Source organism: Methylobacter luteus IMV-B-3098 (assembly GCF_000427625.1).
Taxonomy (GTDB): Bacteria; Pseudomonadota; Gammaproteobacteria; order Methylococcales; family Methylomonadaceae; genus Methylobacter; species Methylobacter luteus.
Genome location: NZ_KE386569.1, coordinates 3,069,543 through 3,089,842, shown reverse-complemented (window position 1 = coordinate 3,089,842; position 20,300 = coordinate 3,069,543). Strand labels below are relative to the sequence as shown.

Here is a 20,300-nt window from a genome sequence, read left to right as displayed (position 1 = left end):
AATTGTATCACGACGGACTTTATCGGCTAAGGATTGCTAAAAAAGTGAACAAAATATCATGTGTTTGTGTGAACACAAAAACAGGCACCATTGCCATCAAGGGCGGGATAAAACCTGTTTTCTTGATGGAGCTGGCAAATGATGCCGGAGAAATTTTAATCAAGTTTTTTAATGTTAATAAAACTCCCAAGGGCAGCTATTCAGTGGATCGCAATGGCGATTTTGCCAAACTGTACCGGCTGACCATCGGAGAAAACCCGGTCGCGAGGTTTAGCCGATGCGATCAACTTTTAACACACTTCATCGGGTATCAATTTTTTATTGAGTATGAGCAGGCGCATAGCAATCGCATTGGTGATTATTTACGCGTAACGAGCATAAAACCCGAGTTTCCTTTTTTGGGCGACGGGTGGACCATGACCGGGCACCTGATTAGAGGCACTAGGAAAAAGACAAGCAAAAATTTGGCAATTTCTAAGCAACGGAATGGCAATTTTTTGGCAATTTCTAGGCAATTTTCTGGCAACGCCGATACCGATGCAGGCTTAGAGCCGCGCGGCCTAGAGCGTGGTTTCAATCCCATTCGTCTATTCCCTATCCAAGATAAGGACATTCCAAATACAACTCTTATACATAGTAATAAATATATAGAAGAGGAAAAGCCAATAACCGCGTCACCACCTGGGTTTGATTTAGAGCATATCGAAATCAATCAGCGGTTTATTTTTTAAAGGTGGTGAGCATGAGCAAGAATTTAGTAAGCAAAAAAAAATTAGCAGCCGGGATCAACAAAGCGTTTTTGGCCATGGAGAAATCGAAAAAGGATTATGTTTTTTCAGTCATAAATCTTGGTGAAAGACTTCTGGAGGCCAAGGAATACGTGGGTTTTGGTAAGTGGGATGAATTTATAAATACGAACTCGGAGTTCGCATTTGATATCCGCCAGGCCCAGAAATACATGCAGATTGCCAGCCATAAAGACCTGGTGATTAGCTTGTTTGGTAATCACGACATAAGGCCGTCAATAAATAAACTGGCAAAAGCTATATCTACCGCCAAGGCTCAAGCCGGTACTGAGATCGAGGTGACTATTGATGAAGCAACGGTTGATGCCCCATCCGTTCTTGGACAGGAAGGCCAGGAGGAGATCCTTGAAGGTGAATATACCGAAGTCGAGCCGGAACCCGCGCGCCCAGCCCTGCCGGAACCGGAGTTGCTGGATGATGAGGAGGAGTATTCCGACGATGATCGAGCCAGCGACCTGATTGATGACTTGATTAGAGAAAATCAGCGGCTTGAGGAAGATAACAACCGGATGCGTGTTATTTTCGAGGACGACAATTATACAGCCGCAGCTATCAAGCAAATAGACGCTCTGAAGGAGGTTGAAAAGGGCTTGCAGGGGCGCATTGATGGCCTTCTCAACGAAAACGCGGAAATGAAGAGGCAGTTAAATAGACTGGATCGCCGCTGCAAAATCTTGGAGAAAAAGTTGAAGGAGTCCGGTCATGAGTAAGCTTATTCTCCGAGATTACCAAGAGCTTAGTATTAATGGATTACGTGAAGGCTTTGCAGCCGGTCATAGGTCTCAGATGCTTTATCTGCCCACCGGCGCGGGGAAAACAGAAGTAGCGATTTCAATGTTGGCGGCAGCGGAGCAAAAGGGCCACAGGGCCGCTATGGTTATGGACCGCCGCGTATTATGCGATCAAACCAGTCAGCGGTTGGATAAATATAACATCGATCACGGCGTTTTGATGGCCGGCCATTGGCGGTATTTGACTTACAAGTCGATTCAAATTTGCAGCGCCCAGACTTTGGAGAAGCGAGGCTCATTTCCAAATTTGAAACTACTGGTCGTCGATGAGGCCCATAATACGCGCCGGTCAACCGTCGATTTTATAAAAAACAATCCTGGGATAAAGGTCGTGGGGCTTTCGGCTAGCCCTTTCGTGAAGGGGTTGGGCAGCACTTATTCCAATGTCATCAGCAAAACCACCACCAAACAACTTGTCGACATGGGCAATTTGGCACGGTTGCGCGTCTTTATCGCAAAAGAGATTGATATGACCGGTGCGAAGAAAGTAGGCGGCGAATGGAGCCAGGCAGAAGCCGGGGCGCGTGGCATCCAGATTACTGGCGATATCGTTTCTGAGTGGATTAAAAAAACGCATGAGATTTTTGGTGGACCACGGAAAACGATTGTGTTTTGCGCTGGTGTCGCCCACGGACAAGATTTATCAGCAAAATTTAAAGAGGCCGGTTATAACTTCGTTTCTATTTCATATCGGGATGACGAGGACGCCAAGCAGGAGATTTTGCGTGAATTTTCAAAGCCGGACAGCGCAATCACCGGACTAATTGCGACCGATATTTTGACTAAAGGTTTCGATTGCCCAGACGTGATGATAGGCATATCCGCGCGACCGTTCACAAAATCCTTTTCGAGCCATGTTCAGCAGCTCGGCCGCGTCATGCGTTCACATCCATGCAAGGAGTTTGCTGTCTGGCTCGATCATTCCGGCAACTTTTTGCGATTTAAGGATCAATGGGAGGATCTTTATCACAATGGCGTCAGTGCGCTCGACGACGGCGCAGAAAAGCCGAAAAAAGAACCAACCAAGGAGGAAAAAGAGGCCGCCAAGTGTCCCAAGTGCGGGGAATTATGGCAGACCAATAGCGACACTGGCCAGCATTGCGGCCATGTCAGGGTGAGGCGCAATCAGGTTGTGTCGGTGCCTGGTGAAATGCAGGAAATTAAGCTGGGTAAAGCGGTTGCGGCGCGGAATAAAAGAGACTTATGGAACCAGCTCTGCACGTATGTTAAAGAGCATGGCAAAAAGCCAGGCATGGCGTTTCATCTGTATCAGGATATCGCGGGCGATGTGCCACCGTTTAAGTTTGAAGCAGCGCTTGACGTGCCTGTTAGCCGGGTTGTTGAGAATGAAATAAGACGGCGCAATATCGCCTTTGCCAAGGGCTGCAAACGGAGGGCCACGGCATGAGCAGTATTGCAAAATCAGTCGTTGGCAAATGGCCGAGCATCCTAAGCGCCTTGGGTATCGATCAGTCATTCTTAAAAAACAAACATGGCCCTTGCCCGGCTTGCGGTGGCAAGGACCGCTTTCGCTTCGATGATAAGAACGGCAAAGGATCATATTTTTGTTCCGGCTGCGGCGCCGGCGATGGGTTTAGCTTGCTGCAAAAGGTGAACGGTTGGTCATTCTCTGAAGCCGCTAACCGCATCGAGAAAGTTATAGATAAGTGCCATGCAGCCCCTGCCCCGGACAAAGCGGATTACGGCCATAATGAAGCCCGGCTAAAGCGTATTCATTCCGGTTTTACTCGCATCACACACTGCGATATCGCCGGGCAATACCTGTTAAACCGGGGCATATCTATTTTGCCTAAACGTGACGTTTATTTTCATCCAGGTGTCGATTATTGGCATAAAAACGATGCCGACAAGCCGGTAAAGGTCGGCACATTCCCGGCTATGGTGGCCGTGTTCCGCAATATCGCCGGCGAAGTTTGCAGCTACCATATCACTTACCTTAATGATAACGGCCACAAGATAGAAGGATATCCAGCCAAAAAATTCTTACCCAAAATCCGTGAGATGCCGGGAGGCGCTATTCAACTGGGCGGAATAGGCGAAACTCTAGGAGTCTGTCGGACAGGGTTCAGTATTATGATTCTTATTTGACCGATATGGATTATTGGCGGCATTGAGTCTTCGGTTCTGCCCAACCAAGAGCTATTTCGGGTTATTTTTCCGTTATCCGGCCGCCAGCACATGCATTCGCTTTAAATTGAAGGCCATAGTCACCAGTTTCCACTCACCAGCTACCGCATCAAGACCTCTCAGCGAGAATTGGCGGAAGCCCAGTACCTGTTTGATGATCCCAAATACCGGCTCGACCGTGCTTTTGCGTTTACCATAAAGCGTGCGGCCACTCTGGGTTTTGAGTTTCCAGGCCATTTTGACCAGCGGGTCATCGCTTTCAGGTTCCGGTGCATCCGGCGTCAGGCGTTCCGCCAATGGCAGATGATGGGCTTCCCGGCCCAGCGCGATGAGGGGTGTAATTTTTTGCTCCACACAGGCCTGGATGTTGTCTTTGCTGAAGTAGCCGTTGTCGGCCAGCAGCATTTCCGGCTTGCCGAGGCTGTCCGGCAAGGCGTTCAGCGCTTTCAGCATCGGCTCGACTTGCCGCTTGTCGTTGGTATGCTGGCTGAGCGTGGCGGCAACCACCAGCAGGCTGTCAACATCGACGGCCGCCTGGGCATTGTAGCCCTGCACGAAGCCGTCCTTGCTCGGCATGATCCGCGATGCTTCGTCGGTCAGGTTGATCTGGTCCTTAGCTTGGGGGCCGGTTTCGGGCGCCTTGGGCTCCTGGCCTCGGGGTTTTTTGCCCGCCTGGCGCTGGCGCTCCCGGTCAGCCAGTCTCTCCTGGTGGTCTTTTTGGGCTTGTTCGTCCCGTTCTTTAACCCGTTCGGCAATCTTGGCCTTGGCTTCCGCCAAGGCTTTCAAGCGATCTTCCCGACGCGCGACTTCCGCCGGCAAATCGATACCGTCGGCCAATTCTTCCTGATCAACGTCCGCTGCCTTTTTCAGCAGGGCCTGCACTTCCTCACGCAATTGCGCTTCCAGCTTTTCGATGTGGCCATGGGACAAGGCCTTGTGCTTCGAGGCATTGGCCTTGATTTTGGTACCATCCAGCGAAATCTGTCCCAGCTTGACGAGTTTCATCGTCTGCGCCAGTGTCAGCACTTGTACGAACAAGTCCTCCAACTCCACCAGAAAGGTCTTGCGGAAATGAGCCAGGGTGTCATGATCGGGATGATGATTGGCAGCAATGAACCGAAACGCCACTGAATCGTAGGTTGCCCGCTCGATCTTGCGACTGGAGAACGTGCCGGTCGCATAACCATAGATCAGCAGGGCCAACAGCAGTGCCGGATGATAAGCCGCTGAACCCCGTCCAGAATAATGGCCTGTCAGTTTTGATAGATCGAGCTGATCGATCACTTCGACGATAAAGCGTGCCAGGTGGTCTTCCGGCAACCATTCGTCCACGGACGGCGGAAGCAAATACTGTTGGTTACGATCAAACTGAATAAAGCGACTCATCAGAAATCATGGCGGTAAAATGATTGAACTCATCACTATTTTACAACTGATGAGATTTAAATGCTGATAAGTCCGACAGACTCCTAGGCATAGCCGAGGGCATCGAGACGGCGCTGGCCACCATGCAGGACGATGGATACCCATGCTGGGCGGCTGCCAACGCGACAATGATGGAGCAGGTTGAGGTTCCCGATTATGTGCGTACAGTAATCATTTATGCCGACAATGACAGCAGTTTTACGGGACAAAAGGCGGCCTATACCTTGGCTAATCGTTTGAAGGTTAAAAAGGGCAAGGAAGTTTATGTAGCCAGTATCCTTGGCAAGGAAAGCCCGGTTCATATAGATCGAGGCATAGATATCGATTACGTCGACTATATCCAGAAGCACCAATGACTGAATTCGGAAAACACCCGCTAGACCCTTTTAAATCGGTCGTAAACTGCCTTTAAATTCACACCAAGAGGCAGTTTATGACCAAAAATACAATTATTTCCCCAGTACAGTACCGGGCGGCACATAACGCGGCTACTTGCATTAATGGCGCATTAGCATCATTGCAACGAATCGACGATCAAACGCTTAATCAAAATGCAGACGCAATCGCTAAAATGGCCGATTTCAAACAGCTGTTGACTAGCGTTTATGATCAAAATAAAGAAATTATTGCCCTCGGCGACAAACAGTATGAGAGCCGTCCTCTTGAGCTAATCAACAAGGCCGCAAGCCGGTTAAACCAAATACCCCGCGACATCGAGCTTGAGCAAAAGACCTTTGCAGCGCGCCTTGATACGCGCCGGCAAAAAGCCGAGGAGTTGGGTAAGCGATTCAGCGAAGCCGAGATTGAAAAAATAGTCCCTCACATCCCCAAATCTGAAGCAGACGCCTCAGCCGCCATTATTGCCGGGCTCAAGGCCGAAGCTGAAGCTATCAAAGCCTTTTTAGGAGATTCGCCGCGTTTTTCTGTTGAACTGCTCAAAAATACATCACTTTACCCACTCAATAATGCCGAAGAAGCGGCTTAGCCAGGTTGGCTCCGAATGATGGATAAAGATGAAATTGCAATCACCAAGATCGTTGGAAGTAGGATGGTCGAGGCCCGTGAGATCTGCAAGCTGCCGCGGCATGTGGCCGCTGATCGACTGGATGTTTCGGATTCACTTTTGGCGAAGATTGAAAGCGGCGTCGATATCGAGACCATCCCTTTGAAACTGGTACGGCTGGCGAGCTTGATTTATGACGTGAGCGTCGATTTTCTGCTTGGTTTTTCAAGCGATTTTGAGGTGGCTGAAGAAACCAAGCTGGGGCGCGAAATCGGCGCATGGGTACACCATCAGCAAGCTAAGCTGTTTACCCAGTGGGCGGCCCGGCAAATGGCCTTAGAAGGCCAGGTCGAAGCAATGGCGGCGGCAGTCGGCGTGCTGCTGGCCGAGATCGAAGCGATCAACGAAGCGCTGACCGCCTTTAAACGATTGAATTCGGATTTCAACCGATTGCCGGCCGGGTCGCAGTTGCAGTACCGCATCCGGAAAGCCCACGAGAGCGCCCAGACGGCGCGGCGCGCGCTGATTCGCCACAAGGTGCAAGCATGCAAATAAAGTCTCGACGCAATGAATATGAGCAAATTGTTAAGACCCTAGGCGAGCGCATGAAGGCCGCACGCGAGCTTTGCGGGTATTCTCAAATACAGGCCGCCAGCCTGCTTGGCTATGCGAATTCGTCAAAGCTGGCCAAGGTCGAAGGCTCTATCGATGCAGTTCCTTTATGGCTGATCCCGAAGGCGGCCGAAGTGTATCAGGTATCAATCGATTTCCTGTTTGGGGTTTCAGATTGTTGGCAGCGTGATCTGACAGCCGCTCAGGAACAGCACGTCGGCCAATGGCTGGAAGCCCAGTGGAAACAAGCGCAGGAGGCCCAAGACTGCGCGGTCCGATCCTTGCACGACAAGCAGGTCGAGTTGAAGGAAGCGATTGACCGCACTCTGCGCCGATCGAAAGAAAACCTCGAGTGCGTCAAGCATGTACGAGAGAACAACAAGGCATTCGATCAGCTTCGCGGTGGTGCCAAACTGCTGCGCGTGTTGGCCGAAACCGCCGAAGAAGCGATGGGCCTGGGTTTTGAATTGGAAAAATTGCGGACGCTGAGCGAGGCCGAGCGGGTTCTTGACGCTGTTTTGGATAATCCCCACCACCCGGCGGTGGACCCCAAAGCCCCGGATCATGCCTGCGCAAAACAGGCCCTTGATGAGTTGAAGGCTAAGGCCGCAATCGCACGGGCTGAGCTTGAGGACCGGCGATATTTCCTCAATAAATGTCAATAAATGTTAACCCCCGGTAACATTTTTCACCAAGGTAACAAAAATGGCAGCAAAATCAAAAGCGTCAGAAGAGCAGTGGCAGGAAGCCCGCAAGAAATGGGAATCCAATCCCCAAATGAGCTTCGCAGACCTTTCCGTCGAACTCCAGCTTACCCGTCAGGCAATCAGCAAAAAAGCTCACCGGGACGGTTGGTGCCGGGGCGATGTTAACGCCGATGTTAATAAAAAAGTTGCGCAAAAAGTTGCGCCAAAGGTTAAAAAAACTGTCATTGATGCCCTTGTGCGGCTCGTTGAAAGCCCTGAAACCCCGCCTGAGCTGGTTGTACAAGCTTGTGAAAAGTTACTTTCCATCGAAAATCAAAGGTAAATTCAAAGCTTCACAATCCAAGTTTCAAATATGAAAAAAAGCAGAGCAGAAACCCAGCGGCGATACCGAGAAAACCTGCGTTCTGAAGGCGCGGTCCGGCTTGATATCTACATCCCAGCCGACTTGTGGCGACGATTAGAGCCGCACTTAAGGCAATATCATCAGGGCCGGTATCCTGGAAAAGCCATTGTGGAACTGCTGAAAGATATCCGGTTCGTTGATGAATAATCACCGGAATTTTTACAGTCCATTAACTGACCATTAACTGAATTTTGCAACGATGTCACCGGTTTTCACCAGTCCATAACAACCGGTTTCCTTTATCCCCAAAAGGCAAATACCATGCAAGCAGACATTAAACTTAACCCAAACGCGCTCCGATCAAAACCAGGACGTAAGCCTGGATATAAAACGCCGGCCACTATCCGTAAAATCGCAATCAAAACGCTTGAGCAGGTCGTGCTGGATGAAACAGCCAGCCCTGAAGCCCGTGCCATTGCAGCGGCCAAACTCTTGGAGGTGCAGTTGTGAGACTCAGCCACGACTCAGAAGGCTTCCTGACCGGGCCAATAATACCCGACATCAAGCGCAGCAATGACTTGTTAAATTCCATCAAGTCCGATGTAGCAGCCATCAAGCGGGCGGTGGTTGCCCAAAATATTAGAGCGGTTGAGCGGTCCAGCCAGACGACGACACCGGCTTCAGGCAATAGATCAAGTCAGCGCTTCACGCCGGCAAGCAACAGCGAACGACCACCCGGGACGCAAGCGGATAACTCGGTAACGCCGAACAGAGCGGCCAATGCATCGACTAGGGCGGACGGTCAACGATCCAGAAATGAGCAAGGCGAAGTCGCGCCACAGGCGGGCGCTAATCGTGCCGATCAGCAACCACCGGCCACCCCGAACCGCGAACGCGCCCGCAATGCTTCTGGCCGGTTTATAGTCGATGACTCAGCAGCCCGTGAACGCTCAGTCGAGCCCAATGCATGCCGCGATAATAGGGGGCGCTTTACTTCCAATGGCGAAGGCGATGAGCAGTCGCAGCGCACCTTGTTAAATGGCTTGGCCGACCGCATAGCTACCGCCGTCACAGATTCCAGCACCGGACTGGAAGAAGTCGATCCGACTGTTAGAGCGTTCAACGAGATAGCGGAACCTTTGGCCCGTGGCTATCAAGCGCTATTCAGTGGAGAAAAGGATGATGTGCGCTGGTACCGGCGCATCTTTGGCGAATTGCGCCTGTTCCGGAAAGAGGACAGCGCATTCAATAAAGCCACGCGAAGAAGCCTGAATGAAATCGAGGACCGGCAGCCTGTTGTTGATGATGATGGTGGACGCAGTTTCTTTGGTGGCCTGCTGGGAAGCATTTTGCCTTGGTTGCTGGGTGCTATCGCCGGGCTAGGCCCAATGCTATTGACCGGAATCAAGACGGTTTTTGGTGGCTTCGGGCTCATCTTGAGAACCGTTCTGGCCGGCATTTTCTCTCCCATTGGCCTGGCAATCACGGCAGCGGCGACTGCAGCCTGGGGATTGTTTACCGATGAGGGGCGCAAGTTCTTTGCCAATCTTGGCCCGCGCATCAGCGAAGCCTGGGATGGTGCCGTTGATTGGTTTAAGGAAACATTTCCCGGCATTACTGATAAATTCAGCAAGGTGGCCGAGACTATTGCCGACCTTTGGCAGCCGATAGCCGACTTTTTCAAGGATAAATTAGGCATTGTGCAGAAAGGCGTCGACACCGTCAAAAACGTAGCTGATGCCGCCAATACTTACATCAAAGAAAAAACCGGCGTCGATGTAAAGCAAGTGGCCCTAGAAAATATCATTGAGCCCAGCAAAGAGGTATTCAGAAACGGCACTGAAGCGGTTAAATCCATTCCTAAGAGCCTTAAGGAGCGATGGAATGATGCCAAACAGCATCTCGGTACAGCTGCTGTAAAAGCCGGCATAGATCCCGGCATAGTGGCAAAAATTACCGGGTTCGAGAGCGGTTTTAATTCAGAAGCCAGGCCAACAAGGAAAGACGGATCGCGCATATCGTCAGCGCACGGTTACGGCCAGTTTTTGGATGCTACCTGGACGGATATACTCAACAAGTACGGGACCAAATATGGTGTTCAGAACGCCGGCAATTTAACCAAAGAAGAAGCCGCCAAGTTGAGATCCGATAAAGATCTACAGGCCGCCATGTTGGCTGAGTTTACGCGAGCGAACATCGAAAAAGGCCGCGCTCTGGGCGGAACCAATGATGATGCCAATGTTTACGCACTTCATAATCTGGGCGAAGGAACCGGGGCTAACTTTCTGAAAGCCCTAAAGAGCAATCCTAACGCCCCGGTAAATAGCGTAAAAGGCATGACAAATGCCGTTATCTCAGGTAACAAGAGCCTGTACGGCGATGGAAATATAACCATTCAGGAAGCTTATGGCCGCATGACTAAGGCCATGAGCCGAGGCGAGGTATTTGCCAGGGATATTGTTGAATACAGCCGATCTGTTATGCCGTCTTTGGCGTCTATGCCTAAGCCCGTTTATGCGTCATCACCAAGCCCATCTGTGCCAGCCATGCCCAAGCCGCCTGCTTTTGCCGATGCGCCGCCTCTCATTATCCCTATGGCTAGTGATGCGAGCAAGCGATCGGTTAATGTCACTGTGGACCAGGGTGACGTGGGGCAGGACGTAAGCTGTAGAAAAATAGCTCATATTGTACTTGGAGGTCTGGGTGGTGTTTAGCGCATTCCGGCGTTTGCCAATCCTGCTATAACCTTCATGGCATTTAAGCCGACATAATCTCTTGCAGAGTTTGTTTCGTCTTCAGAGAAACCGTGTTGTTTCATTCTTTCGACAATGCGGTTTTTCATAGCGTCCGGTTGATAATTTGGCGCTGATACACGCCCTTCCTGTCTAGCGTATCCCGCCTCAATAATGCCTCCGGCCAATGATGCGGCGACACAATACTTAGCGTGATTTAAGTCGCTGCCAATCTCCTTCCAACATGACTCCTCTTTATCGTACATAGCTGCAACGCCGTTCTGATAGCCTATATATGAGCTATACATCATCAGAGCGGCGGCGTTGAAATCTACATTGTCAGGATAGCGCTCGACGCTTTCTGAAGCTGTTTTTTTATAGTCGCCATCCATAGATTCGCCAGCTGCAACTCCGCAATAATAGAAGCAGTCTTTTGTTGTGACTGTCAAATTATTGTTATCTTTGAAATTAATCACAATTGAGCATTGATTTTCAGGATCATCGGGAGTCCATGCTGCCCTATGTGCATCAATTATTTTTGCAGTTCCAGACACATTACATGAACTTTGATCGACAACTGAGCTAATCTCGAAATTAACCCCGCCTTTAGTTTCAGATATCTCTACAACAGCATCTTCTTTTGAGTATTTACCAGTTACGCTATCAGCATAACTTCCAGTAGCTGCAACTAAAAAAGCCAATCCAATTATTTTTTTCATTTTTTATAATCCATGTAATTAAAACGCGCTGGATTGTAACACCTAAACTTAGCTGCCATAAATGTAAGAACTTAGAAACCTAGCAAGTCATGGAAATGCAACTCACGTTGAATTGATGTACACGACTATAATCTGGTGTCTCATTAACTCAACATTAAATTTATGAAAATGCATAACTAGAATGTAGAATAGTTGGCTTTTTGAGGATAGATAACACAATCTATCCGGCGAGTTTTTAGAAGTAAAAATGAAAATAAAAGTGAAAAAACTTGTTTTAGCGTTAGCGCTTTTAGCCCCATTCTCCGCGTTTTCAACCGAATGGACAGGAACTGTAGTCGGTATATTGGACGGCGATACGTTGACCGTACTGAATGCCGACAAACGTCAGGTTAAAATACGCATGGCCGGAATTGATGCGCCCGAGTCTAAGCAGGCATTCGGCACCCAATCTAAAAAATCCTTGTCGAACATCTGCTTTAAAAAATCGGTAATTATCGATGACCACGGGACCGATCGATATAAGCGCACCCTGGGCCGGATAACATGCGATGGCATTGATGCCAATGCCGAACAGGTTAAGCGCGGCATGGCTTGGGCCTATAAACAATACCTCACTGATCAGACAATTGCTGGATTAGAAGAAACTGCAAAAGCTAGCAAAACTGGCTTATGGGTCGATGAGAACCCTATCCCGCCTTGGGAATTCAGACATGGCAGTAAAACGGCAAAGGCTGCAAAAAAACTTCCAGTCAAAAAAGTTTCTGCCAGTAGTGCGGGGTTTGAGTGCGGATCAAAGTCACGATGCGGTGACATGAGCAGCTGCGCCGAAGCTACTTTCTATTTGAATGAATGCGGTAAATCTCGCCTAGACCGTGATAATGATGGCGTTCCGTGCGAGTCGCTTTGTAAGTAATAGCTAATTGGTAATTTTCAGTTTCAGGTAAATTGACTTGTGATTTAGCAAGATGATACATTGACGATACGGAAAGCCTTGGGAATAATTGTGTTTCCGAGGCTTTTTATTGCACCAAATTATATAATTTGGTGCAATAATTATGAAAGATAATATTAAAGTTCAGATTATTAAATCCGAATATCATAGTTATTTAACTATAAACAGCTATACTGAACATTAAACTATACTGAATACTAAACTATACTGAATACTATGGCAATTTACATGGCCGTTCCTCTTGCATCGAGCAGTGACGCCTTAGATAAGGCGGTTATGGAAAACATTGCTTCGGAATCAGATCGCTATCAGTTACAGTCAGAGCGTGGCTGGCTAATAAAGTTCGACGGAACATCGGTTGAACTGTCCAACCATTTGGGCATCACAGGACAAGGTCCAGGAGAAAAATCTCCCGTAGGATCAGCAATTATAGTACCTGTTTCCGCATACTTTGGACGCGGACCTACAGATATGTGGGAATGGATTAAAACAAGGCTCGAGCAATGAGTGATTTGTCTGAAAAATCAGTTAAAAATTCTTCTGACGAATCTCCCGCTTCTGTTCCGCAGACTGTCCCAACAAGCGATCATCCTCATTTGAAATGGATGCGGGACGAAATATCGGAGGAGTTTAATCGCCGAGGTGGCGGCAATGGTGGCGGAGGAAATATGTCAGATCTTGAGAGACGAGTAGGTAATTTAGAGACCGACGTGCGTGCTATTAGGGATAATCTGCATACGCTTGTGTTGGATGTCGCTGTTATAAAGTCAAATTATGCCTCAAAATCAGATATTTCTGATCTTAAAACAGAAATTTCCGGGCTGAAAACTGAAATAACCGGGAGTGCACTGAAACAAACTATGTGGACGATAGGCACTGTGATCACGGTGGCCGGTATGGTAATTGCTGTTCAGAGATTTATCCCTCCAGCAAGCAATCAAACACAAGTTATTCCAACCCAGGCTCCAATGGCGCAATATGCTCCTGTACAAAATCAGACCGGGCAATATGTATCACCCCAAAATCCAACAATACCATATGCCCCTGCTCAATCTCCAGTGATGCAGAATGCGCCCATCCAAGCTCAAACTCCTGAGAATATTAGTCAAGCTACTCAACAAAAAAGCCCTGATCACTAAATACAACATCTGATTAGGTCAATACCAAAACCCGCCTAGTGCGGGTTTTTTAATGCGATATATTTAAAGTAATTTCGGAAATTGATATGCAAGAGATTCGATCAGAAAAAGAATGGCTGGATTTTATTCATGCGCGCTTAGCTAACCCACAAGATAATATCGATATCCGATTCTCAGGCTGGCCCAATCTTGAAGTTATCATAGAGGGCAGCCGATTTAACGGAACATTGCCAACAGAGCTCATGCGAGGCTTTGTTGAATTTCAAGATGAATTTTATAGAGCTTACGCTGAGCTACGTTATAAAACGAAAAACATTCAGCGCTTAACTATTGATGATCGCGAGCGATTGGAGTTTGTCTTTAAAATAGAAGACAATTGCACTAAAAGCAGCGCCGATGAAACCGATCTATTAAATACTATTGTTGAAAATTTGGGGAAAATTTTTGTAAATATGTCAGGTGAAGAAAAGCTAATTGGTATCGCCTTGCTGGTATTTGCGTTGACCGGCTATAAAATTTTTGAAAAATTTTCCGATAACAACCTCAAGGCAAAAGAGATCGAAGCCGGCAATGAGTCATTAAGATTGCAAAAGCAAGCTGTTGTTGAGGCTATTGCTGCGTCTGGCCGAGTGCCTGCATTAGCTACAGATTTCAAACACCATGCCGAAACTGCCTTCAGAGCCATATTCAAAAACGCTATTGGTGCGGAATCTATTTCAATCGGCGATCAATCATGGGATAAGAAAGAAATTGCTGAAATTATCCAAAAACCTGACAAGAGCCGGGAAAAGAAAGAACTATCTTTGCCGCTTTACATCGAAGGTATTCGGAGAAATCGGGGCTATTTAACACTGGGCGTTATTGATGAAGATGATCGTAGCTTTCCTATGCGCGTAGAATCAAATATGGCAGACCCTGATGAAACCACTCAATTATTTGATGCCTTTAAGAATAGCCGCAAAATACCAATAACTTTTACAGCTAAGATTATCGACGGCGACATAAAAGCCGGCAGCTTTATTGAGTTAGCCCAAAAATAATTTTCAAATCTACTCTTATCTCTTTAGAAACCCGCTTCGGTGGGTTTTTTATTGCCTATGCCTCCAATATATTCAACTTTCCGAGAAAGCCAATAACATGGCATGATTCAATTAAATTGCTATCATCAGGACATCAATATGCTTTCATCAGAACAAAACAAGAACTCCAGAGCATCATAGCCGAACAGAACAAAATCCTGGCCGCTGCGCCATCCTTTGCTGCTAAACGGGCTGCTCAGAAAGCCAAACTGGACGCTATGATTAAGATGGGCCTTATCACAAATCCAGAAAAAAATAATGCAAACTATCACGCATTACTTTTTAGCCTGATTATTTAATAATTCACCCGCCCGCTTGACATAGTATCGAGCGGTGAACTATTCTTTCCTTGCACTCACACATTTGAGTGTCGGGATTGGCGTCCTGGAATATCCTACGGCACACAGCCGCGTCATGCGGTTTTTTTATGTGCGAAATCTCAGCTTCTCGTTATGTCGGGCTGGGTGAAGCAGTCGCAAGACTGGCCGGTTCGTAGGTTCCGGTACGCCAACTTCGCTCAGTCCGGCACCCATGATTGGCGTCATGTTGCCGGGTAATTAACCTACAACTGGAGTCCATCATGACTAACAAAGCCCCTTCCGAGCCCCTTACCAAGGGCAATTACCGTATTTCCCTATTCAATTTATTCAAACTCACACCGGCAGGATTGCGCCTTATTTGCCGTGATTTAACCTTTCCCCAGGCCGCCGGTCTGGTGGTTGAAATCCCCGCCACTATCGTTAAATTCTCTCGCATGGAGGCTGCACAATGAGCCAAACATATTTCTCTAAACAGCAAATTGAAAAAATCCAAGATTGCAACAACGCAATTTCTGTCATCAGCGAGATCCTCAATGAATTTCAGACTGATTCCGAATGCCTGGATGAAATCCCTGAATCTATTAAAAATGGCCGCGTCATAGGCGGCTTATTGGATGCAATAAAAATAGCCGCCGAAACTTCAGACGCCTCCGCCCAATGGCTGGAGGAAAGGATGCACCACATAGACGTCAAAGAAGCGACAGCCAACAAAGAAGCGGAGGCGCAGCCATGAACACCATACCCATTTTTAGCAACAACCCGGTTAAGGAGTCCGGCGAAGCAGCAAAAAGGGCCAATAGCCTCTTGGATAGGTTGGCTTCGGCGCCATTAAGACAAGCGGATATCGACAAGCTTACAGGCGTGTATCACGACACCAAAGCCGCCAGAATCAAGGCTGAGCGGGGCATTGTCCATACTCCACTGGAGGTTGAGCTACTACTAAAACGTATCGCCCAAGGCGGCCATTCTGGGAAGTTCCTGGCCGATGCTTTTATCAGCGCCTACCGGATCGGACAGCCGTTTAATCGCAGCCTGGGGGAGCTTATCCGCCTGGATACGGAAGCGTTCCGACTCTTTCATCAAATCCTGCACATAAGGCACGTGTCGAGCTGGAGCGATGATGTTCTGTACGAGATCGAGCAGCGGATTAAAGCAGAGAAAAATATCCAGTTATTGAGCAGATAAGTTAATCACGATGGGCATTGTTGCCAGTGTCCATCCTAATTAACTGAAGCGAAAACAGGAGGCCACGAAACAGAAACAAATCTTGATTGAAAGCGAGGTCTTAGGGTGATTGCAGTCACCCTAAGCCTCTACCTTCGCCGGGTGGTAGGGTAAGTGTCACTGGCAGCGAAAGGTGGGCGATTGTATCACGCCAGTGAATACGTCGCCAAAGTCTACTACCAGCGGGACCATGCAGAGTAGACACCCAGAAGAGTAATGATGGAGGCGTATAGCGCGCCTATATTGGCTGATTTTGGCCTTGGGCGCAGCTTCACCTAATCATAGCAAGTGCGGGGCATGGGCGGCGTTATCGGGCCGTAAAACTTGCAGTTCGGGAACCATACATGACCGGACCCAATGAAGCGAGCGAAGTCGACCGACGGGCAAAACTTCTTGGCAATACCAAAGCGGGCATTTTTTGTCGGCTTTGGGAGAGTATTGCCAATTCACTCACTCTTCTCCCTCTGAGCATATACCCAAACCGTTGAATTAATAACAAAATAACAGGGTTTGATAATGCTAAACAAATGCAAAATATCTCAGGCTAAATGCCTTGAAGTCCAAAAAGAGCTTACTGGTCGCACCGATAAAGTGATGTCTACGCTTGCCTTGAGCAACGTTATCGCCTTCATAAAAGGATGGCCAGAGATAGTCAAAGGGCAACCGAATTGTCACGGTTTATCAAAGCAATACATCATAAAATATCTCTCCGGCAAAGGCTCCGCAGAAACAATAATTCATCAGAAATGAGGACCTAGCGTGACCAATAACGAAAACCAGAACCAATCAAATATACTCAAATTCCCAAGACATCAGGAAGAAGTCGATAGCACAGCCGAAATATACGGTTTGACTCAGGAAGAAGTTGATCGCCTGTCGAACATTATGGATACTTTGCTGGAACTTCCAGATGAGCATTTTAATGTGCTTTACTGTTGGATCAAGGGCGTTGTTGAATCCTGATGAGGAATATTAAACAAATGAGCAAGAAAAGATTTAGGCTCTTGTTGGATTCCGAGGAGATACCCAAACATTGTTGAAACCTTAAATTTGAGGTTCAGTATTCTCATATAGGACGGATGATTACCCTACATCAGCTATTAGACAATGCCAAATGCTTTGAAACGGTTCGCACCCGCTGGCCGGATAAAGTGTCTTGCCCCATTGCAGTTCAGAAGCCATTATCTAGCAGGGAAAGGATGATACCCAGACTGAACGACAACGCTATAGCTGCAAAGCCTGTCAGCGCAAATTTGACGATTTAACCGGCACGATTTTCGCGGGCCACCATCAACCCCTGAAAAGTTGGGTGCTGTGCCTGTATTTTATTTATGGGCTTGAACTTATCGAACGCGCAAATTGCCCGCGAACTGGATTTAAATGAAGCGGACGTTCAGCCAATGACCCGACAGTTGCGTTCAGGGATCGTCAGCAAAAGACCGGCGGTAGTGCTGGAAGGCGAAGTTGAATGTATGTGGTCCCCGGGCATAAAGGCCAGCCAGAAACCCTAAAAAAAAAGGCCGAAAAGGTCGGCGTAACCGGTTAAAAGGCGCTCGTGGACGCGGCACGCTGGCCAAGGAAAAGCCGCTGATATTGGGCCTGATTCAACGCGGCGGACAAGTGGTCATTCAGATGCTGGAAAATGTTCAGCAAGCGACCATCCAGCCCGTTATTCAAAACACGATAGCGCCGGGTACGCTCATTTACAGCGATGAATACGCGATTTATGACCGCCTGGAGTCATGGGGATACGCTCGCAAAAGCGTTTGCCAGGGTGCCGGGGAAGATGCGCGCAATGAGGATGGTGATGGGTTCTATGAAGTTCTTGTGAACACGATGGCAGGGTTTTGGTCGTTGCTGCGTTCCTGGCTGCGCCCGCATCGAGGAATTTCTCAAGCGCGTCTGCCCATTTATTGAGGCTTTTTCGAGTTTGTCCATAACGTCAAAAAAACGCGGCAAGGCGATATTAAGTTCTCTGTTGGAACTGATTATCAGCTAACCCCTCGGAATCCATTATGAGCCACATCATTGAAACATTACCGGCAAGCCATCCAGACCATATTGCCGCGGTGAAGCAAATCCTCGAGCAATTCCCCGAAGCCGATCGTGAAAGCATGTTTGCTGAGTATATGAAGGATTCCGGTGCCAAAGTATCGAAACAGATCGTTGCTGATGACGATTTTGTATTTCTGGCGCTGAATTTTTGGACTAAAAGCCGCAAAGAATCGATCCACATGCTAACAAGATGGTTTGAATATGCCATTAGGCCGGCGTTAATCCTATCATCATTGAAAATTGTTAAAGATGATTGTTAGTAAGCCTGGGGGACCATGCCGCGGCCAAAAAATACGTCGACAGGATATGCCGGGTAACGTCATTCGATGATTTTTTGATGGGCATGAAGGTGGTTCTTCACTGATCACCAGACACAAAAAAGCCCGGGGGGTATGTTCGGGAACCAGCGGGCTTCGGTGAACGTGCTTGTAATCCATCCACTAACAAATTATAGTCGTATTTCGGCTAGGCCCGGGCAAATATTCCTGCAGGCATGGACCAAGACAAAAGGAGCAAAAACAATGAAAACAACGGAAATAATAGCGGCAAATCTATCGCTATTGATGCAGCACCACGGGAATATTAGGCAGGCGGCATTGGCTCAAAATACCGGTATCAGTCAACGAACAATATCGAATGTATTGCGCCACGACAATACAGACAACATCACAACGAAAACCATCAAGGCACTGGCAGAATATTTTGGAATAGCCCCGTATCACTTGATGATTCCAAACCTCACTATTGATGAACTGACATCAAAACAGATTGAGCAGATCATTAGCGCCTATTTAAAGGCATCGCCCGAAGGCCGCGAAAATATAAAGCGAATCGCTGAGATCGAGGCGAGGTATGGTGAACTGGTTTTTAATTCAAAAAGTTAATTCGCGCAAGTCCGAGTTGACCCAAAGCTGACGTAGCATGGTAAAGAAAGCTGCCACTTAGTTGTAATACACATTAACTTTCGGTGATTTTCGGTAAAGGGATTAGAGATATTTTGCGTGCTAACTTATTGACTGAGCTAATGTTTGGACCCGCCGCTGGGGGATTGTAATGGTCAAAGCGAAGCAGCTTAGATAGGCCATTTAACCGCTTCGAGCTCGGATTTGATACGCGTCCCGTAGGCGGGTTCCACCTGTGCCGCATATGCGACTAGGCCGAAGAGATGGTTGCGAAGACCTGCGACGGCAGTGAAGCCCCGATTAGCCGCATGAACTGCAGGCCCGAATTTGGGGCTTTTCAGATAGTGGAGATGCATTCGCACCCCCATTTTGAATTCTCTGGGCAATCTAGGCTCGTTTTGGTCAACTAAGAGTCCCAAAACGACTTTGCGTGCTCTAGGGGGCACAACTTGTGTCTTTGTTACGTTGGGTGCAAAGCCGTACTTTCCGATAATTCTGTAGATACCACGTATTACTGCAGCAGCTTTATTACGATTGAATCCCTCATCCGAGATGGAGAAGGTCATGTCGTCCGCGTAGCGGGTGTAGACTAGACCATGCTTCAGTCCCCAAGCAGTAAGCTCGCCATCTGCCTTGTACATCGCAATATTTGCGAGCATCGGACTCGTTGGCGCCCCTTGAGGAAGATGGCCGAGGCGCCAATAGACATAGTCGTGAATCTTCGACTTTGTGGATGGCAAATGCCTTTGCCACTGTCTATGAGCGCGATGCCGAGTCTGTGAGCCTACTCGAGTACATAGACGAGCAAGCTCAAACGAAACCAGTGGCTGGTATCCCAATGAGCGAAAGGCATGATAGGCGGATATCTCTGATACAGACTCAAAGAAGTTCTTGATGTCCACCTTGATAAGCCATCGGCATCCGCAGTGAGGGCTTGCAGCTTCCAAAATGCTGCACCCAGGAGCATAGGCTGTACTTGCACTGTGCACCTTGGTTCGGGCATGCACAAGTACTTTGCGAGCCAGCCAACTTTGGACGGCTAACAGCGTAGGCGACGGAGCACAAATGACCCGGAATCGTGCAGCCCCATCTGGCCCCGGCCTTTTTCTGATCTTAAAAACGCGATATGGTTCTTCAATGTGGCGTCCGACCATCATTCTAAGAACGCTATACTTTGTGTCAGTCAGATATGCCAGATGCTTAAGCGTAAAAATAGGCGGCAAGGAAGGGTGAATGGCGACCACTTCATTGCCAGCTGCAACCGCCGCATCAAGAATCGTTGGGTCAACTTCAAGAGACTGCGCCTTAGCGCGATAGGGTTGAGGTTTCCAATCTGCCATCTA

The 20,300-nt window shown here is 48.2% G+C and carries 27 protein-coding genes and 1 pseudogene; 25 read left to right on the top strand and 3 right to left on the bottom strand.

Annotation, left to right across the window (positions count from 1 at the left end):
• Nucleotides 1–68: 68 nt before the first annotated feature.
• The 4 genes from METLU_RS0116365 to METLU_RS25645 are packed head-to-tail and all read left to right on the top strand — an operon-like array spanning nt 69 to nt 3,706.
• On the top strand, nt 69–731 hold the full coding sequence (locus METLU_RS0116365; protein WP_027159159.1) for a hypothetical protein: 663 nt from the start codon (nt 69–71) through the stop codon (nt 729–731).
• Nucleotides 732–742: 11 nt separating this feature from the next.
• Nucleotides 743–1,516: a DUF3102 domain-containing protein gene (locus tag METLU_RS0116360; protein WP_027159158.1), complete on the top strand. Its 774-nt coding sequence runs from the start codon at nt 743–745 to the stop codon at nt 1,514–1,516.
• Nucleotides 1,509–3,005, top strand: coding sequence for a DEAD/DEAH box helicase (locus METLU_RS25650; protein ID WP_081679123.1), 1,497 nt, complete (start codon nt 1,509–1,511; stop codon nt 3,003–3,005). The genes METLU_RS0116360 and METLU_RS25650 overlap by 8 nt, the downstream gene beginning before the upstream one ends.
• Nucleotides 3,002–3,706 (top strand): primase-helicase zinc-binding domain-containing protein, encoded by a 705-nt coding sequence (locus METLU_RS25645; RefSeq protein WP_051299949.1) that lies wholly within the window; start codon nt 3,002–3,004, stop codon nt 3,704–3,706. The genes METLU_RS25650 and METLU_RS25645 overlap by 4 nt, the downstream gene beginning before the upstream one ends.
• Nucleotides 3,707–3,778: 72 nt before the next feature.
• Here METLU_RS25645 and METLU_RS0116345 read toward each other — a convergent pair whose 3' ends face one another.
• Nucleotides 3,779–5,131, bottom strand: a complete 1,353-nt coding sequence (locus METLU_RS0116345; protein WP_027158166.1) for an IS1182 family transposase — start codon at nt 5,129–5,131, stop codon at nt 3,779–3,781.
• Nucleotides 5,132–5,220: 89 nt separating this feature from the next.
• Between METLU_RS0116345 and METLU_RS25640 the strand changes: the two genes are divergently transcribed.
• From METLU_RS25640 to METLU_RS26855, 8 genes are all read left to right on the top strand, one after another.
• Nucleotides 5,221–5,526 (top strand): toprim domain-containing protein, encoded by a 306-nt coding sequence (locus METLU_RS25640; protein ID WP_269209357.1) that lies wholly within the window; start codon nt 5,221–5,223, stop codon nt 5,524–5,526.
• 77 nt (nt 5,527–5,603) lie between these two features.
• Entirely contained in the window at nt 5,604–6,155 is a 552-nt protein-coding gene (locus tag METLU_RS0116335; RefSeq protein ID WP_027159156.1) for a hypothetical protein, read from the top strand.
• Between the two features lie 15 nt (nt 6,156–6,170).
• Complete coding sequence (locus METLU_RS0116330; RefSeq protein WP_027159155.1) at nt 6,171–6,728, top strand: helix-turn-helix domain-containing protein; 558 nt, start codon at nt 6,171–6,173, stop codon at nt 6,726–6,728.
• Complete coding sequence (locus METLU_RS0116325; RefSeq protein WP_155920598.1) at nt 6,719–7,450, top strand: helix-turn-helix domain-containing protein; 732 nt, start codon at nt 6,719–6,721, stop codon at nt 7,448–7,450. Before METLU_RS0116330 ends, METLU_RS0116325 begins: the two co-directional genes overlap by 10 nt.
• 40 nt (nt 7,451–7,490) lie before the next feature.
• Complete coding sequence (locus METLU_RS0116320; RefSeq protein WP_027159153.1) at nt 7,491–7,814, top strand: hypothetical protein; 324 nt, start codon at nt 7,491–7,493, stop codon at nt 7,812–7,814.
• A gap of 30 nt (nt 7,815–7,844) precedes the next feature.
• The gene (locus tag METLU_RS0116315) at nt 7,845–8,042 is read left to right on the top strand and encodes a hypothetical protein (protein WP_027159152.1); all 198 of its coding nucleotides are present in this window, start codon (nt 7,845–7,847) and stop codon (nt 8,040–8,042) included.
• Between the two features lie 114 nt (nt 8,043–8,156).
• Nucleotides 8,157–8,345 (top strand): hypothetical protein, encoded by a 189-nt coding sequence (locus METLU_RS0116310; protein WP_027159151.1) that lies wholly within the window; start codon nt 8,157–8,159, stop codon nt 8,343–8,345.
• Nucleotides 8,342–10,549 (top strand): hypothetical protein, encoded by a 2,208-nt coding sequence (locus METLU_RS26855; RefSeq protein ID WP_051299947.1) that lies wholly within the window; start codon nt 8,342–8,344, stop codon nt 10,547–10,549. Before METLU_RS0116310 ends, METLU_RS26855 begins: the two co-directional genes overlap by 4 nt.
• Here the strand turns inward: METLU_RS26855 and METLU_RS0116300 are convergent.
• Entirely contained in the window at nt 10,546–11,286 is a 741-nt protein-coding gene (locus METLU_RS0116300; RefSeq protein ID WP_027159150.1) for a hypothetical protein, read from the bottom strand. The two genes, METLU_RS26855 and METLU_RS0116300, sit on opposite strands and share 4 nt — an antisense overlap.
• A gap of 247 nt (nt 11,287–11,533) precedes the next feature.
• On the opposite strand from METLU_RS0116300, the gene METLU_RS0116295 reads away from it, so the two are divergent.
• The 13 genes and pseudogenes from METLU_RS0116295 to METLU_RS0116230 all read left to right on the top strand — a co-directional run bounded on the left by METLU_RS0116295 (nt 11,534) and on the right by METLU_RS0116230 (nt 18,939).
• On the top strand, nt 11,534–12,199 hold the full coding sequence (locus METLU_RS0116295; protein WP_027159149.1) for a thermonuclease family protein: 666 nt from the start codon (nt 11,534–11,536) through the stop codon (nt 12,197–12,199).
• A gap of 267 nt (nt 12,200–12,466) precedes the next feature.
• A complete protein-coding gene (locus METLU_RS0116290; protein WP_155920596.1) occupies nt 12,467–12,745 on the top strand; it encodes a hypothetical protein in 279 nt (92 codons plus the stop codon).
• On the top strand, nt 12,742–13,377 hold the full coding sequence (locus METLU_RS25630) for a hypothetical protein (RefSeq protein WP_036243200.1): 636 nt from the start codon (nt 12,742–12,744) through the stop codon (nt 13,375–13,377). The genes METLU_RS0116290 and METLU_RS25630 overlap by 4 nt, the downstream gene beginning before the upstream one ends.
• An 86-nt stretch (nt 13,378–13,463) precedes the next feature.
• Nucleotides 13,464–14,417: a hypothetical protein gene (locus METLU_RS0116280; RefSeq protein ID WP_027159147.1), complete on the top strand. Its 954-nt coding sequence runs from the start codon at nt 13,464–13,466 to the stop codon at nt 14,415–14,417.
• 116 nt (nt 14,418–14,533) lie between these two features.
• Entirely contained in the window at nt 14,534–14,755 is a 222-nt protein-coding gene (locus tag METLU_RS0116275) for a hypothetical protein (protein WP_027159146.1), read from the top strand.
• Between the two features lie 281 nt (nt 14,756–15,036).
• A complete protein-coding gene (locus tag METLU_RS0116270; protein WP_027159145.1) occupies nt 15,037–15,228 on the top strand; it encodes a hypothetical protein in 192 nt (63 codons plus the stop codon).
• Nucleotides 15,225–15,509 (top strand): hypothetical protein, encoded by a 285-nt coding sequence (locus METLU_RS0116265; protein ID WP_027159144.1) that lies wholly within the window; start codon nt 15,225–15,227, stop codon nt 15,507–15,509. The genes METLU_RS0116270 and METLU_RS0116265 overlap by 4 nt, the downstream gene beginning before the upstream one ends.
• On the top strand, nt 15,506–15,961 hold the full coding sequence (locus tag METLU_RS0116260; protein ID WP_027159143.1) for a hypothetical protein: 456 nt from the start codon (nt 15,506–15,508) through the stop codon (nt 15,959–15,961). Before METLU_RS0116265 ends, METLU_RS0116260 begins: the two co-directional genes overlap by 4 nt.
• 798 nt (nt 15,962–16,759) lie before the next feature.
• On the top strand, nt 16,760–16,963 hold the full coding sequence (locus METLU_RS0116250) for a hypothetical protein (protein ID WP_027159141.1): 204 nt from the start codon (nt 16,760–16,762) through the stop codon (nt 16,961–16,963).
• Nucleotides 16,964–17,331: 368 nt separating this feature from the next.
• Nucleotides 17,332–17,511 (top strand): hypothetical protein, encoded by a 180-nt coding sequence (locus METLU_RS28735; RefSeq protein WP_231383629.1) that lies wholly within the window; start codon nt 17,332–17,334, stop codon nt 17,509–17,511.
• Between the two features lie 28 nt (nt 17,512–17,539).
• Nucleotides 17,540–17,917: pseudogene (locus METLU_RS28730) on the top strand (transposase); the annotation flags it as partial.
• Nucleotides 17,918–18,015: 98 nt separating this feature from the next.
• On the top strand, nt 18,016–18,315 hold the full coding sequence (locus tag METLU_RS0116235; protein ID WP_027159140.1) for a hypothetical protein: 300 nt from the start codon (nt 18,016–18,018) through the stop codon (nt 18,313–18,315).
• A 261-nt stretch (nt 18,316–18,576) separates the two neighbouring features.
• Nucleotides 18,577–18,939 carry a helix-turn-helix domain-containing protein gene (locus METLU_RS0116230; protein ID WP_027159139.1) on the top strand — a complete coding sequence of 121 codons (363 nt, stop codon included), beginning with the start codon at nt 18,577–18,579 and terminating at the stop codon, nt 18,937–18,939.
• 188 nt (nt 18,940–19,127) lie between these two features.
• Here METLU_RS0116230 and METLU_RS25610 read toward each other — a convergent pair whose 3' ends face one another.
• Nucleotides 19,128–20,297, bottom strand: a complete 1,170-nt coding sequence (locus METLU_RS25610) for a reverse transcriptase family protein (RefSeq protein WP_051299946.1) — start codon at nt 20,295–20,297, stop codon at nt 19,128–19,130.
• Nucleotides 20,298–20,300: the final 3 nt, after the last annotated feature.

Coding starts and splice junctions, on each gene's coding strand:
- METLU_RS0116360 (WP_027159158.1), top strand. CDS start 743: ATGAGCAAGAATTTAGTAAGCAAAAAAAAATTAGCAGCCGGGATCAAC.
- METLU_RS25650 (WP_081679123.1), top strand. CDS start 1,509: ATGAGTAAGCTTATTCTCCGAGATTACCAAGAGCTTAGTATTAATGGA.
- METLU_RS25645 (WP_051299949.1), top strand. CDS start 3,002: ATGAGCAGTATTGCAAAATCAGTCGTTGGCAAATGGCCGAGCATCCTA.
- METLU_RS0116345 (WP_027158166.1), bottom strand. CDS start 5,131: ATGAGTCGCTTTATTCAGTTTGATCGTAACCAACAGTATTTGCTTCCG.
- METLU_RS0116335 (WP_027159156.1), top strand. CDS start 5,604: ATGACCAAAAATACAATTATTTCCCCAGTACAGTACCGGGCGGCACAT.
- METLU_RS0116330 (WP_027159155.1), top strand. CDS start 6,171: ATGATGGATAAAGATGAAATTGCAATCACCAAGATCGTTGGAAGTAGG.
- METLU_RS0116325 (WP_155920598.1), top strand. CDS start 6,719: ATGCAAATAAAGTCTCGACGCAATGAATATGAGCAAATTGTTAAGACC.
- METLU_RS0116320 (WP_027159153.1), top strand. CDS start 7,491: ATGGCAGCAAAATCAAAAGCGTCAGAAGAGCAGTGGCAGGAAGCCCGC.
- METLU_RS0116315 (WP_027159152.1), top strand. CDS start 7,845: ATGAAAAAAAGCAGAGCAGAAACCCAGCGGCGATACCGAGAAAACCTG.
- METLU_RS0116310 (WP_027159151.1), top strand. CDS start 8,157: ATGCAAGCAGACATTAAACTTAACCCAAACGCGCTCCGATCAAAACCA.
- METLU_RS0116300 (WP_027159150.1), bottom strand. CDS start 11,286: ATGAAAAAAATAATTGGATTGGCTTTTTTAGTTGCAGCTACTGGAAGT.
- METLU_RS0116295 (WP_027159149.1), top strand. CDS start 11,534: ATGAAAATAAAAGTGAAAAAACTTGTTTTAGCGTTAGCGCTTTTAGCC.
- METLU_RS0116290 (WP_155920596.1), top strand. CDS start 12,467: ATGGCCGTTCCTCTTGCATCGAGCAGTGACGCCTTAGATAAGGCGGTT.
- METLU_RS25630 (WP_036243200.1), top strand. CDS start 12,742: ATGAGTGATTTGTCTGAAAAATCAGTTAAAAATTCTTCTGACGAATCT.
- METLU_RS0116280 (WP_027159147.1), top strand. CDS start 13,464: ATGCAAGAGATTCGATCAGAAAAAGAATGGCTGGATTTTATTCATGCG.
- METLU_RS0116270 (WP_027159145.1), top strand. CDS start 15,037: ATGACTAACAAAGCCCCTTCCGAGCCCCTTACCAAGGGCAATTACCGT.
- METLU_RS0116265 (WP_027159144.1), top strand. CDS start 15,225: ATGAGCCAAACATATTTCTCTAAACAGCAAATTGAAAAAATCCAAGAT.
- METLU_RS0116260 (WP_027159143.1), top strand. CDS start 15,506: ATGAACACCATACCCATTTTTAGCAACAACCCGGTTAAGGAGTCCGGC.
- METLU_RS28735 (WP_231383629.1), top strand. CDS start 17,332: ATGGGCTTGAACTTATCGAACGCGCAAATTGCCCGCGAACTGGATTTA.
- METLU_RS0116235 (WP_027159140.1), top strand. CDS start 18,016: ATGAGCCACATCATTGAAACATTACCGGCAAGCCATCCAGACCATATT.
- METLU_RS0116230 (WP_027159139.1), top strand. CDS start 18,577: ATGAAAACAACGGAAATAATAGCGGCAAATCTATCGCTATTGATGCAG.
- METLU_RS25610 (WP_051299946.1), bottom strand. CDS start 20,297: ATGGCAGATTGGAAACCTCAACCCTATCGCGCTAAGGCGCAGTCTCTT.